This is a genomic window from Leptospira biflexa serovar Patoc strain 'Patoc 1 (Paris)', assembly GCF_000017685.1.
GTDB classification, from domain to species: Bacteria; Spirochaetota; Leptospiria; order Leptospirales; family Leptospiraceae; genus Leptospira_A; species Leptospira_A biflexa.
The window spans coordinates 602,093-616,135 of sequence record NC_010602.1 but is presented as its reverse complement, the minus strand read 5'-3'; the positions used below and the strand labels follow the sequence as shown (position 1 = coordinate 616,135).

The following is a 14,043-nucleotide window of genomic DNA, read 5'->3' as shown; positions in this document are numbered from 1 at the left end:
GGAATTCAACTAAAAAAGGGAATCTAATTACTGTTCTACACAATATAACATGAGGGAGCTAGTACATCCGAAAGTATTAAATCCTAATGCTGAAGTTGTATTGCTACCAGTATCCCCACCATAACCAGACGTCCCTGTTACGGTCCAACCCGTACAATCGTTTCCATTATTTGTCCAATTTGGATTGATCCCCGTCCAAGTGGTGGAACTAGTACCAGAAACAGCTAACGAAAGGTTGAAAGTAAACAAAGAAACATTGTTAGTTGTTGCAATTAGATCAGTCCGATTTGGCCTATAATAACTAGTATTTGGCTTTAAAACCCAATCAATTTGCCCATCTCCAACGTTTGCTGTTACAGATGCTCTACGAAATAGATTGATACTGTCTCCCAACATTGCCTTACAGAGTTTACCACTGGGGCAATTTGCATTGGACTGACAAACGCCATCCGCGCCAGATACCCCGCCTAATGTGCCTGTTTGTCCTACACTTGTCGGAAATAAAATCTTATCATTATCTACAATTTCAACCTGAATCAACTTTTCATTCAATGGAATGGATGTATCATTTGTATTTGGTAAAAATCGAATCAATGTGGAATGATTCCCGTTGATCACAGTATCATTCACTGCGGTGATGACTGTACTTTGGTTCTGATTCCAATTGGATTTTGAAAATAGTAAATTCGATTGAGAAACAAGAACATAGGAAGGATTACCAACAATCACTTGCACATTTACATCATCCTTTGGTTCCGTTCCCAAAAAAACTTGAACCGTATAGGATGAGCCATTGCTCGAGGTCCCACGTGCTTCTGTTAACGTCACGAAGTTGTCACTTAGATTGATACCAGGTTCGCTTACAATTTGACTTCCTGGATAACAAGGATGTGTTTTTTGTCCAGCTGCAACCGCAATTAAGGAAGTTTCAAAATATGCCTTCGTTTTGGTATCGCACGCATTGTTGAAAGATCCATCAGAACACGAAATCAAAGATAGGAAAAAAGGAAGGAAAACGAGTTGTCTAAATAAAAAAAAGAACGTTTTGAATTTTGATTCAACCATAAGTAGCGATCGATTTCTAATCCAGTTTTTTGACTTAGGGTTGGATGTAATTCAAATTTTGAACTTCAACACTCAACACAATATCATTTCACTTGGTTGCTTCAAAATGATTTCCTCCCATGAGGGAATTGTCAGAATATTGAGTACGAAATTTAGAACCATTGTAGTTACCAAGACTACCAGTCCAATCCTTACATGTGTTCCTTCCAATCGCATAACCTGAATTACTTCCGAGCCATGCTCCAGGGCAATCACAAATAAGGCAACAGGTACAATTGGAACAAGTAATATCACTGACGTCACCGCAGATTGCAATATTTGTGGAAATGGAGTGAAGTTATCTTACGAAGCTTGCGATGATGGTAATTTGGTGAATGGAGATGGATGTAATAATACTTGTAGAATAGAATCTGGATTTTCTTGTAACAATTCATCACCTTCCGTTTGCGTCAGTATCTAAATCAAAGAACTAAATATATCTGTTTCCTTTGGTTGATAATATACGATTAGAGTAAAACAATGGATCCAATCTTTATGTGAAGATAAAAAATCAGATTGAATCTATTAGAATATTGAAAATAGAATTTTACTTTTTATTCAGCCTTAATCGCTAGAGATTGCAAAAAGGCTTCCATTAGTTGGTTGATGGCAAGTTCAGTTGGTCTATCCGTGATTTGACCATCCAAAGAGACCTTTCCTTTTACGCCAGAGACAAGTAAATTTGTGTTCTCAGACAATTGTGCACCAATTGTTTTTAAAACCAATAACAACGATTCATGTGCCTTCTCACCAACGGAAGCTGCAGTGATCAATGCAACTGGTTTATCGGTAAATACAACCGAGGATACGACCCATTCCAATGCATTTTTTAAAACTCCTGGAATACTAAAAACGTATTCAGGCGAACAAATGATAACTCCATCTGCATTTTTTACCTCTCGCAAAAAATGTTTTACGACTTCTGGAATTTTTTCATCCGATAAACCAGAAACAAAAAAAGGGAACTGATCAATTTCATGAAATAGAATCAGTTCACAATGGGAAGAGAATTGATGTTTTATATACTGTAGTATCTTTTGATTATAAGAAGTGGGGCTGATTCCACCGGATATCGCCAGAAGTTTTGGCTTAGATTGTAACATGTTAAATTAAATACTGATCCCTAGAATTTTTTTTGTCCCATCTGTTTCTTTCGAATAAGAAAACAATTTTAGAATGGAAAACTTTTCATACCCGTTGTCTTCTGTTTGGTATTCCCAAAGCCATCCCCAAAGACTTCCTCGTTTAACGAACCCTCTTTCCAATTCTGTTTTTTCTTGGTAAAGAACACCTAACAACACATAAGTAGAATATTGATTGTCTGATTTGGTTTGATTATGGTAATAACCAATACCTGCTAAAGCCAATTTAGTGATTTCTTCTTCTGAAATCGATTGGTAATAGAGAAAGGGACCATATAGTTTTGAAGTTTCCTCCAAAGACTCAGTCGTGCGAACCAAAGGAAAAAAATTAATCGTTTTTTTATCACTTGTATTGTCGTATCCCAACCAAAGCAAAGTCAGTCGTTGAATTTCTTTTGGTTTTTTCTGGAAACTAAATAAATAATCCCAAAAACTTCGTAATTGGTAATTGGTTGTGGAATTTTCCGACTCTAATAAATACAAAAAATTATAATAGTGTCCTTCTTTTTTTGAATGGTAATAATTTAGCAAAGTGAAGGTCGTAAATTCTTCTTGATTCCAAAAGTTGAAAGAAACTGGCAAAATGGAAAAACTTGATTCCGAATAATAAAAAGGAAATATGAGAAGATGAGACAAAGTTTCTTTTTTGATGGTTGGACTTGTTTGATTTTGATTTTTTGATAGGATGGGTTTGTAAGATTCAAATTCCCAATCAATGAACCAGAAGATATTTGTTCTAGAACTTGAGTCACTTACCCTCCTATAAAAAAATGGAGTCAACCAAAACGTAGTTTTTGTATCTTCATTCTTAAACGAATAGGAATGATACGAAATCCAAACTGGCCAAATCAAAAACTCTTTCCCTTCGTAATTCGGATTCGATACTTTTTTATAATTTGAAATTAATGTATAGGCATTACTTTTAAAACCTTTTTCATTTTTTGTGTAATTGTAAACATAGAACGGTAATACTCGATGACCTGAGTTTATATCCGACTCGTAAACATTGACAAAAGGCCAAAAATAAGACCTTTCCACACGATTGTCCAGCTCGTATTCCTCTTTGATATAACCGTTTATCAAGTAAGATTGTATCTCAGATGTTTTATCTTTTTGTTTTCCATAAAAGGGAAAAATAATTTTATATTCCAAATCGTCTGAAACATAACTAAGCCAGATTGGGAAAAAAGGAGGAATCAAAACTACTTTATCTTCTGATGACTCATCCCAAGTGAACCAAGCAAAAGGCAATAATCGGATATGTTTTTTAGTATCTGCCTTTTCATAAGAAAAAATGCCAAACAATAATTGGTAACCGGAATATTGATCACTGTTTTCCCGATTGAATTCTCTTTTTTTCTTTAACTCTGGTTTTGTGGAATTATTTAAATCATTCCGTTTTTGTGAACTTCCTATCAAAATTTTGCTACGTTTTGAAATTCCTACCAAATTATAAAACAAACCAAAGTCGTAGTCGAGGTAAACATTTCCATCATTGGTCGCAAGATTGACGTTTGCGCTTTGAACTTTGGTATACCAAAACAAATTGATATGATAATCTTCTTCTGTATCTTTTATGTTTAAATACACTGGGAATATAAAATCGATTTCTTTTTTCGGAGAAACATAACTCCCAACAAATGGAAAAAACACAAACAACCTTTCTTCTTTTGTTTGGTCTTTTGAGTAGTAAAGCGGTCCCATCCAATATTTTTGGGTTGCTGATCGAAAATCTTGATAATACAACAATAAAGGCAAAAACAAATAATTTTCTTTTGAATAATAAAAGATCGGAGTGAATGATACATCCGTTAAACCACGTTTTTCATTTGTTTCATAGTGTAACAAAGTTAGGAACCTTGTGTAATGATCATTGGTATCACTTAATTTTTCTCTATGTTTGTAATAAATCAGTGGCAAAATTGGAAAACCAAAACTGTTTCCGTTCTCGGAATTGTTTTGAAAGAAAAATGGAATGGTAATTAAGTAAGAACTATTGGATAGATTCCCCCAAAACACAAATGGGAAAAAAGATTTATGTACCGAATCATTTTCTTTTGTGACGTTCACATTGATGATACGTTTGTATTCACGATTGTCTTTTTTACTTTGGATGTGGTAATAAAAAGGAAACAATGTTTTGGATTTTGAGAGCGGATAGTCATAATAACGATAAATTCCCAATGCACGAACCGAATAGTGATCATTCCAATCCTCTATATCATAAAAAATATTACTCGCTTTGAACTTTGCACTTCGTTCGCTACCATAAATTTTGACTTCTTGTTCATTTTCCAAATCAGACCAAGTTTTTGATGAGAGACTCATGACAAGGAATAGATGTCCCAAAACGAAACAAAGATATAGGGAGTGAAGATAAAAACTAGGTCGCATATAAAATTTCTTTTTCATTTCAGTCTCGAATGGGAAGAGAAATTACCTTTTTGTTTGTTTTCGGTAAAAATTCAATGAAGGTGACTGACTTTGGATTCCGATTTGATTTTGTATAAGAAAAATCCATTTGTGAGAGTAAAATGGGTTTGGAAGAGGGAAACATTTTTCCAATTTGTTTTTTGCCTTCTCTGTCATACAAGGGAATGACAGATTTTGAAATAGAACGATAAGGCAAATAAGTGAAAATAGTTTTTAATCTTTCATTTTCATCGTATACATAATCACTGTAAGCCAATACAATCTCTTCATTCGAGATGATCACTCCTTCTAAGATATCTTCTGTAAATTCATAAGTTCCTTTTCCTAATCCCACTATAAAGGCAGTGCCTGTGGAGGCAACATAAGCAATCCCAAAGGCAGCGAGAGTGACAACACTTGCCGATGCATATACGGGCATATACACTGGAGAGTTGTCTGCGGCTCTGCGTATATCATAGGAAGAGTCATAGTGATGCCAAAATCGAAATCGTCTGGAGATATGATTTGCATAATAAATAGGATAGTGTAAATATTCCTCAGGTTTTAAATTCATTGATTTGTCTTCAACGAGAATGGCGATGCTTCGAAGGATTTTGCCCTTCTCATTTTCTTTTAAGATCGCATAGTATATTTGTCCTTCTTTTGAAGGACGGCTTGTTTCCTTTATGATGGGCAAAAGGAATTCGTTCGAATCAAGTGTCTCTGCATAAACCGGAAAAGACAATGCGTTGTTTAAATTTTCCTTTGGAATTGCGACTTCCTTCGTCGAACATCCATTCAATGATAGAATCGAAAGAAAAACAAAATTCTGAATTTTCATAGTTAATTTGAAAATCATCCAGATTCCCTAACAAAGAACAATCAATTTTTTATTGATTCTAATTATAAAATGAATCATTTTGATTTTTCTTCTCAAGGCCGAATACAATGAAACGTTTCTAATTCAAAAAAATCAGAATCAAAATCGGAAAAGGAACGAGAAACTACACCTAACACATAACATATTCTTGATCTAAATCAATTCTCTCGCTAGAATGATTCTTGTTTTAATGGAAACACATACATGAAGAAGATTGATTCATCTCATTTTACATTTTTTTATCTATATAAAAAAACAAATCGTAATCTATTCCTAAATCATGTTACACTTTGTTACAAAAATTCGATATACCGTATCGGAAGTAATCATTCCTTACAGTCGTACCTAAATGGATTATGAAGAATTTAAAAAAGGAGAATCGTAAATGGAGATCAAAAAATACGATGTGACGATCATCGGCGCTGGAATTGCAGGGATGGTTGCCGCATACGAATGTTTAAATAAAGGTTTGAAGGTTTTACTCATAGATCGGAACACAAAAGAACATTTTGGTGGACTCGCAAAACTTTCCTTTGGTGGAATGGCATTGGTAAATACCCCACTACAAAGAAGATTAGGGATTAAAGATTCACCATCAATCGCTTTAAAAGACTGGCATTCCTTTGCCAATTTCAAAAAAGAAGATCGATTCCCGAAACTTTGGGCCGAGATGTATGTGAATGAAAGTTTAGGACAGGTATACCACTGGCTTTATGGATTTGGATTAAAATTTTTTCCAGCTGTGAATTGGGTGGAAAGAGGAATGTACCAAAGCGGAAATTCCGTTCCCAGATACCATGTTCTTTGGGGTACAGGGCATAGATTAGTAGAACGGTTCCAAGAACTATTACTCCAACACCAAAACGTTCGCAAATTAGAAATCATTTTTGAATGCAAAGTTACTGATCTCATCAAAGAAAACGAAAAAATCATAGGTTGCACTGCTGAAAAAGAAGGAATCAAAAATCAAAAATTCAGGTTTCATTCTGATTTTACCATTGTGGCAACTGGTGGAATAACAGGAAACTTAGAAGCCGTAAGAAACAATTGGTACAAACCTTGGGGGAAAGCACCTAACGAAATGTTAAATGGATCACATCCGTTTGCAGATGGGTTAGTACATACAGCTGTGAGTCGGCTTGGTGGGAATGTCACTCACTTAGATAAAATGTGGAATTATGCTGCTGGAATTCCACATCCAAAACCTGAATTTGATCACCATGGATTGAGTTTGATCCCTTGTAAATCAGCATTATGGTTGGATCATACTGGCAATCGAATTGGACCAGAGCCACTAGTGACAGGGTATGACACAAATGAACTTTGCCGTCGCATTTCAAGTTTGGAAAAACCATACACTTGGCAAGTGTTAAACTGGAAGATTGCATCAAAGGAATTAGCAGTCTCCGGATCGGAACACAATCCAATGATCAGGGATCGAAAACTATTTTCCTTTCTGAAAGAGATCCTCTTTGGAAACCATCGATTGATTCACCAACTTAAAAAAGAAAGTGATCACTTCATCGTTGCAGATGATTTACAAACATTGGTAAAAGAAATGAATCATTTAAACCAAGACAGTTCCATTGATTATGATGTGATCCATGACGTAATTCGTTCTTATGATGAAATGATCAAACGAGGGAAATCTTTTTGGAATGATGAGCAAATCAGAAAGATCCAACAAGCGCGAGCTTGGCGATCTGAAAAATTTCGCACCTGCTCTCCAAAACCGATTCTCAATGCAAACTCAGGGCCACTCATTGCCATTAAGTTACGACTCATCACAAGGAAAAGTTTAGGTGGAATCCAAACGGATTTAGAGAGCCGTGTTTTAGATCCTTTGGGAAACCCAATACCAGGTTTGTATGCGATCGGTGAAGCTGCAGGGTTTGGTGGTGGGGGAGCGAGTGGCTTCAAGTCGTTGGAAGGAACATTTTTATCAGGGTGTATCCTTACGGCACGAAGTGCAGCAAAATCAATCTGTAGTTTAAAATAGATGTTCGTGATATTTAAGGAGATACTGTTATGAAAAAAACTGGCGCATGGTTATTACGTTTTGCACTCGAAGAAATTGGAGTGCGTTATACATTCGGAATCCCTGGAGTTCACAATACAGAAATTTATGATGAACTCAACAATTCCAATTCAATCCAACCAATACTTGTTACACATGAAGGATGTGGTGCCTTTATGGCAGATGCGATCAGCAGAACGAGTCATTCGATAGGAACACTGGTCATTGTGCCTGCAGCGGGAGTCACTCATGCTGCAAGTGGAATTGGGGAAGCCTATTTGGATGGCATTCCTATGTTAGTGATATCAGGAGGTGTGCGAAGTGATTCCAAATTTAAATACCAATTACATGACATGGACCAACACTCGTTATTAAAACCGATCACGAAACAAACCTTCAAGATCAAATCACATTCGGAAATCATCGAAACGATTTACCAAGCATATCAAATTGCAACTTCAGGAGAACCAGGACCCGTTTTTGTGGAAATCCCAGTCAATATTCAATTGTATGCCGAAAATGTGCCGTCAATCCAATCCTATCATACGTATTGCAACAAACAAACAATTGATCCAAGTCCACCGCAGGTACAATCCATTGCCGAAGCCGTGGAACTTCTTTTGGAAGCGAAGGCTCCCGGTATTTTTTTAGGTTGGGGAGCCGTTGATACAACAAAAGAGAGTATCGAATTGGCAGAATTGTTAGTTGCTCCGGTTGCTACAACCTTACAGGGATTAAGTTCCTTTCCGGGCAACCATCCATTATTTTGTGGGATGAGTTTTGGCGAAGCAGCTGTTCCTGCTGCCACAAATGCGTTTCTTCACTGTGATTGTTTGCTCGCCATCGGCACAAGGTTTTCTGAAATTGCAACGGCAAGTTTTGGTACCAAGGTTCCAAAAAATTTAATTCACATTGATATCAATCCGGATGTATTCAATCAAAACTATCCAAGTAAAATTTCGATTGAAGGTGATTCAAAAATCATTCTACCAATCCTACTACAAAAACTAAAAGAAAGATTGGTATTCAGAACAGGAGATACAAACTCCAGAATGGTATCATTAACAGAGACAATCAAAATAAACAAACAGCAATACATTGATGAATGGCTGTTACATGATAGTAAAAACAAGGTAAACCCTTGTCAGTTTTTTTTAAACCTGAGAAACCGATTGCCTGATGATGGATTTGTTGTTGTCGATGATGGAAACCATACATTTTTAACCGCCGAACTGATGCCCATCCATAAACCTCGTCACTTTATCTCACCAACTGATTTTAACTGTATGGGTTATGCAGTACCCGCTACCATTGCAACCAAACTTGCAAACCCAGATAAAGATGTCATAGGAATCATTGGTGATGGAGCTTTTTTAATGACTTGTATGGAAATAGTGACAGCATCAAAAAATAAAATTGGTGTTGTGTTTGTTGTCTTCAATGATGGAGAGTTAGCACAAATTGCCCAAGCACAAGAAATTCCTTACAATCGAAAAACCTGCACCATCCTTGGGACAACAGAATTTGAACACATTGCTTTGGCAACAGGTGCAGCATACATTCGTTTAGAGACCAATGATAAGATAAAAGAGTCTCTTCAAATCGCATTCAGCTTGGCAAAAGAAGGGAAACCTGTTATTTTGGATGTGAGTATCGATTATAGCAAAAAAACCAGATTTACGAAGGGCATTGTTGGAACCAATCTACAACGATTACCATTTGCTACAAAAGTGAGAATGATTGGACGTGCGATCATCAGGAAATTGACAGGATAAAAAACATTTGAGAATCATACTGGCTCCAATGGAAGGACTTTTGGACTTTCGATTGCGAGAAATTTTAACACAGATTGGTGGATACGATGAATGTGTTAGCGAATTCATTCGTGTGAATGATACACTCCTCCCTCCACATCGATTTTTTCGAACGGCACCTGAGCTCAAAAACTCATCCCGAACAAAATCCGATACTCCTGTTAAAATTCAGATCCTTGGTTCCGATCCAAATCGAATGGCAGATAACGCACATTTGGTGGCATCCCTTGGAGCATATGGAATCGACATAAACTTTGGGTGCCCTGCCCCTACGGTCAATCGGAATCGTGGCGGTGCAGCCCTTTTGAAAGAACCGAACCTTATGTATTCAATCGTAAAAGCCGTTCGAAATGTTGTGCCAGAGAATATTCCAGTGACGGCAAAAATGCGACTTGGTTACGAATCCACCGAACTGGCGCTAGACTGTGCTAAGGCATTAGAAGAAGGTGGTGCCAAAGAAATTGTGGTCCATGCAAGGACAAAAACAGATGGCTACAAACCTCCTGCCTATTGGGAGTGGATTGCCAAAATCAAATCCATTTTAAAAATCAATGTCATTGCGAATGGAGAAATCTGGACAGTGCAAGATGCAATCCAATGCCAAAAGATTTCTGGTTGCGATGACATTATGATTGGGCGGGGTGCTGTGACAAATCCATCCATTGCCCTTCTCATTAAAAAAAAACTAGAGGAACGAATGAGTTGGCAGAAAACCAAAGAAGTTCTCTCGTCTTATTGGTTATCAATGGAACCTGATGTGGAAGCTGTTAGTAGAGTTGGAAGAATAAAACAATGGTTACATTATCTTTCCAGAGAATATGAAGAAGCTCAAATTGACTTTCAAAAGATAAAAAGAATTTCAAATCCAAAAGATTTCGAATTAATTTACTTTTCAGAATTATTTTCTCAGATAAAGTGAAAGAATCAATTCTCCTTATGAGGAAACTTTATGTTTGAATCATTTACAAATTCTGAAATTTTATCTGGAATGATCACACCAGCAGTTTTGGTTTCTGCCTGCGCTAGTTTGATCTTTTCTACTGCCAACAGACTAGGTAGGATTTTTGATCGGGTGAATCTTTTGAAATCAGAAGTAGAGATGATCCTCGACGGTAAAAAAAATTTCCAAGAAGAAAGAATGGTTTATCTACGCCATCAACTATCCGTTCAAAAAAAACGAGCTGTCCTCATCCAACGTTCTATGGCATTTTTGTATTTGGCGACTTCTTTATTCATCATCTCGAGTTTGACACTCGCATTCACACTTGCATTTGCAAAAGACCTATCTTGGTTGCCTACAATCATTGCCATCATCGGAGGCATTTGTTTATTTATCGCCAGTGCCTTACTTTTGTATGAAAGTAGATACAACCTAACATTCATTAACAGGCAAATCGAGTTTACAGAATTTCTGGAACGAGGGGTGCAAAAAAAATAAAACGGGGAGCCACCTTTCAGTCCCAAAAAGGAGTGATTGATTTTCCTTTTTGGGCGCCTCGAATCCAATCGATCACGTAAAAACTATCGATGAACGACCGCGTCATCCGCTCCAATCTTTCGCATGGCGAAAGGATTTCCGCTCCTACCGACACTTCAATCAATTCAGTGCAAGTGGCGCATGGATTTTTTTTAGTTCAAAGTTTTTGTTTGGATATGTCCTCTAAAAATTGTTCTAAACAACGATAGGTCGCTTTTTCTGTTGCAAAACGAATCCTTTCCACAGCCATGAATTTTTCGGAAGCAGTTGCGATTTCATCAGCAATAAAATCCTTTTTATAAATCTCTTTTTTGTCCTTCAATACGATAAATGTTAGCTTTAACTTATGCCGAAAGTCCAAGAAATTGGATTCCTGAATTTCCTCTTTTTCATTATTGAGGACGCGTAGCTGAAGATCCCCATTAAAATTCACAATTGATTTGAATAATTCAGCCTCGATCAATCCTTTGCGAAGGACGGCCCGCATAGAAATATGAGATTTGATTTTATTATGAAATTCTTTAGTGATCCCAGGTTCAATGACTTCTAAAGTCAAATTAAACTTCCCTACATTGGATTTTTTATATTGGAGTGGCTGTAGGTCAGCACAAGATACAAAATTCAATAAAACAAAAATAGAAAAAATAATAAATTTCATTTGATGATTCCTTTTGTTTTCCATTGATTTATGGAGGAAAAAATAATATTTTTATAAGCTTTTCTTTCTACGGAAGGTGAAAAGAAAAAAGGTGTAGCAGGAATGAGTAACCAGCCCCCATAAAGATCCAAATGAATTTTCTCTTGGTTTGCCGATAATTGTTTGTTTTTCAAATCATAGAGAGAAATTTTTACATCCACATCCACATCCACTATGAGTGGGAAAACCATAAAAGTTAATCCAGAAAAAAAGGCCCAACCTAAAGAACTTTTATCGTCTAAATCTGACTCAATATACATAACATAATCATGTGCTTCGTTCTCGTTTGTAATTACATTCAGAAATAAATTTGTATCTTTAATTGTTTCAATCATGGATTCTTTGAGAACAATTAAATCTTGAAAATAAGTGCTATGTTTTCCATACCGCAGGTAGTCACCATAATACTTCAAAAGAACCGTTTTCTTTTCTTGTAACTCAGGTGTTGGTGTATTTTTTAAATTTGGATTTTCATACTTCACAAAGGAAATACAATTTAATAATATTCCTAAGCAAGAAACTGAAATAATGATAATCCATTTACTAGAGGGTTTTTCTTTCAAATTCATCTGTCAAAGTGCAACATAAACCTATGTTAGGTCAAATGGTTTTCTACAAATAACAGATATTATTGTAAAACCAAAATCAAATTCATTTTTCATAAAATACAGATACATTTAACTTTCGTTTGTAATTTCTCTGGTTTACAAATTTTACCAAAACCATTGGTTCGATCCTAAAAAATGAAATCAAGTCACCAATGATGCCGAAAGGGAAATGATTCCAATAAAAACCGAAATTTCACTTGATCCCAAAAATTCCCAGCGCCAGGGACCAGGAGGGCTTGGTCCAAAGCCATGGCTTCCCATGGCTTTGGACGGGAGCGGAAGCGCACCCCGGATGAGGCCCGCCCGGGCGCCCCAATGAGCAAGTATGAACTTTTTAAAAAGAAAATCGGGGATTTTGGGAAGTCGCGTGCCAAAATTTGGGGGTTGTGGTAAAGGGAAACCATTGGGCGGCGGGTCTAGTTCCCCACCCTCAAATCGGGCGGGGAGTACCATACCCTCGCACCACCCCCACCGCCCCTCTTTTGTAACAAATCTGACAAAAAAAAACGATTTTCCTGTCACCTCGGCTTTCTAGAACGGTAAGTAAAAATTAGATTCGGAAATTCCTTCATGAGAGAAATCAAAACTGTCACGATTTTAGGTGCCAACGGAGCCATGGGTTCTGGAAGTGCAGGCGTCATTGCTGCCTTCGGTGGTGCTAAAGTCCATATGCTCGCTAGAGATGTAGAAAAAGCAAAACAGGGTATCGAAGCCGCTGTCGCATCCGTCAAAACGGATACAATTCGCGCTAGAATGATCCCTGGTTCCTACGATGCGGATCTGGAAAAAGCTGTCGCAGAGTCAGATTGGGTATTCGAACTCGTGGCGGAAAGTTACGAAGTCAAAGAACCGATCAATACTCGTATTGCAAAGGCTCGCCGTCCAGGAACCATTGTGTCCACTGTGTCTTCTGGTTTATCCATTGGTCGTTTGGCAAAAGCATACGACGAAGATGGCCAAAAACATTATTACGGAACCCATTTTTTTAACCCTCCTTACAAAATGATCCTTTGTGAACTCGTCACTCACTCTGGAAACGATAAAAAAGTCACACAAGCGTTAGGTGAATACTTAGACAAAGTACTCGGCCGTGCTGTTGTGTATACAAATGACACTCCTGCTTTCGCTGGAAACCGCATTGGATTCCAGTTGATGAACGAAGTGGCTCACTTTGCAGAAAAGTATGCTGACAAAGGTGGAATCGCCCTTATGGACGAAATCATGTCTGGTTACACGGGCCGTGCTATGGGGCCTTTGGCAACTGCTGACTTCGTAGGACTTGATGTTCACAAAGCCATCGTAGACAATATCTATGACAATACAAAAGACGAAGCACACGAAACTTTCAAACTTCCAGGTTACTTCCAAAAGTTAATCGATGCTGGTAAACTTGGTATGAAATCGGGTGGTGGTCTCACAAAAGTGGTGAAACACGCTGACGGAAAACGTGAGAAGTTTGTTTATAATATCAAAACTGGCGAGTACGATCCGTACCCAAAATTTGATATTCCTTTTATCAAAGAAGCTCGCCAAAAAATCAAAGAATCAAACTACAAAGGTGCTATGGACGTTGTGAAAAATGCATCTGGATTTGAAGCAGAGATCGCTCGTTACTTCATTTCACGTTACATCAGTTATTCGCTCTCTCTCGTAGGAGAAGTTGTGGATACAAAAGAAAACACTGACGGAGCAATGGGTTTCGGTTTTAACTGGGTACCTGCTTCTGCCTTCGTTGATTTCCTTGGTGGACCAAAAGAAACAATTAAGTTAATGGAAGCGTCTAAAATACCAGTTCCAAAACTTTTAAAAGATGCTAAAGAAGGCAAAAAGTTCTACGAACTTGGCGACAAACTTGATGCACGGTCTCTCTTCAAAGGTTAATTAGGAGTATC

General features: G+C 37.3%; 12 protein-coding genes. 6 read left to right on the top strand and 6 right to left on the bottom strand.

Annotated elements, in window-relative coordinates:
- Positions 1–27: 27 nt before the first annotated feature.
- Complete coding sequence (locus LEPBI_RS03005; RefSeq protein ID WP_012387633.1) at positions 28–1,065, bottom strand: DUF1554 domain-containing protein; 1,038 nt, start codon at positions 1,063–1,065, stop codon at positions 28–30.
- A gap of 223 nt (positions 1,066–1,288) precedes the next feature.
- Between LEPBI_RS03005 and LEPBI_RS19430 the strand changes: the two genes are divergently transcribed.
- Positions 1,289–1,525 (top strand): DUF4215 domain-containing protein, encoded by a 237-nt coding sequence (locus LEPBI_RS19430; protein ID WP_081431652.1) that lies wholly within the window; start codon positions 1,289–1,291, stop codon positions 1,523–1,525.
- Between the two features lie 133 nt (positions 1,526–1,658).
- Here the strand turns inward: LEPBI_RS19430 and LEPBI_RS02995 are convergent, their stop codons facing one another.
- The 3 genes from LEPBI_RS02995 to LEPBI_RS02985 are packed head-to-tail and all read right to left on the bottom strand — an operon-like array spanning position 1,659 to position 5,517.
- The gene (locus LEPBI_RS02995) at positions 1,659–2,207 is read right to left on the bottom strand and encodes an NADPH-dependent FMN reductase (RefSeq protein ID WP_012387632.1); all 549 of its coding nucleotides are present in this window, start codon (positions 2,205–2,207) and stop codon (positions 1,659–1,661) included.
- A gap of 6 nt (positions 2,208–2,213) precedes the next feature.
- On the bottom strand, positions 2,214–4,658 hold the full coding sequence (locus LEPBI_RS02990; protein ID WP_012387631.1) for an LA_1737 family protein: 2,445 nt from the start codon (positions 4,656–4,658) through the stop codon (positions 2,214–2,216).
- Position 4,659: 1 nt separating this feature from the next.
- Positions 4,660–5,517, bottom strand: a complete 858-nt coding sequence (locus LEPBI_RS02985) for a hypothetical protein (RefSeq protein WP_012387630.1) — start codon at positions 5,515–5,517, stop codon at positions 4,660–4,662.
- 406 nt (positions 5,518–5,923) lie between these two features.
- On the opposite strand from LEPBI_RS02985, the gene LEPBI_RS02980 reads away from it, so the two are divergent.
- The 4 genes from LEPBI_RS02980 to LEPBI_RS02965 are packed head-to-tail and all read left to right on the top strand — an operon-like array spanning position 5,924 to position 10,807.
- Positions 5,924–7,537 (top strand): FAD-binding dehydrogenase, encoded by a 1,614-nt coding sequence (locus LEPBI_RS02980; protein ID WP_012387629.1) that lies wholly within the window; start codon positions 5,924–5,926, stop codon positions 7,535–7,537.
- A gap of 29 nt (positions 7,538–7,566) precedes the next feature.
- A complete protein-coding gene (locus LEPBI_RS02975; RefSeq protein WP_012387628.1) occupies positions 7,567–9,330 on the top strand; it encodes a thiamine pyrophosphate-binding protein in 1,764 nt (587 codons plus the stop codon).
- Positions 9,331–9,337: 7 nt separating this feature from the next.
- Positions 9,338–10,288 carry a tRNA dihydrouridine synthase gene (locus LEPBI_RS02970; RefSeq protein WP_012387627.1) on the top strand — a complete coding sequence of 317 codons (951 nt, stop codon included), beginning with the start codon at positions 9,338–9,340 and terminating at the stop codon, positions 10,286–10,288.
- 30 nt (positions 10,289–10,318) lie between these two features.
- A complete protein-coding gene (locus tag LEPBI_RS02965; RefSeq protein WP_012387626.1) occupies positions 10,319–10,807 on the top strand; it encodes a DUF2721 domain-containing protein in 489 nt (162 codons plus the stop codon).
- A gap of 196 nt (positions 10,808–11,003) precedes the next feature.
- Here LEPBI_RS02965 and LEPBI_RS02960 read toward each other — a convergent pair whose 3' ends face one another.
- Positions 11,004–11,504 carry a hypothetical protein gene (locus LEPBI_RS02960; RefSeq protein ID WP_012387625.1) on the bottom strand — a complete coding sequence of 167 codons (501 nt, stop codon included), beginning with the start codon at positions 11,502–11,504 and terminating at the stop codon, positions 11,004–11,006.
- Complete coding sequence (locus LEPBI_RS02955) at positions 11,501–12,112, bottom strand: hypothetical protein (RefSeq protein ID WP_012387624.1); 612 nt, start codon at positions 12,110–12,112, stop codon at positions 11,501–11,503. Before LEPBI_RS02955 ends, LEPBI_RS02960 begins: the two co-directional genes overlap by 4 nt.
- A gap of 609 nt (positions 12,113–12,721) precedes the next feature.
- Between LEPBI_RS02955 and LEPBI_RS02945 the strand changes: the two genes are divergently transcribed.
- Positions 12,722–14,032, top strand: coding sequence for a 3-hydroxyacyl-CoA dehydrogenase NAD-binding domain-containing protein (locus LEPBI_RS02945; protein ID WP_012387623.1), 1,311 nt, complete (start codon positions 12,722–12,724; stop codon positions 14,030–14,032).
- Positions 14,033–14,043: the final 11 nt, after the last annotated feature.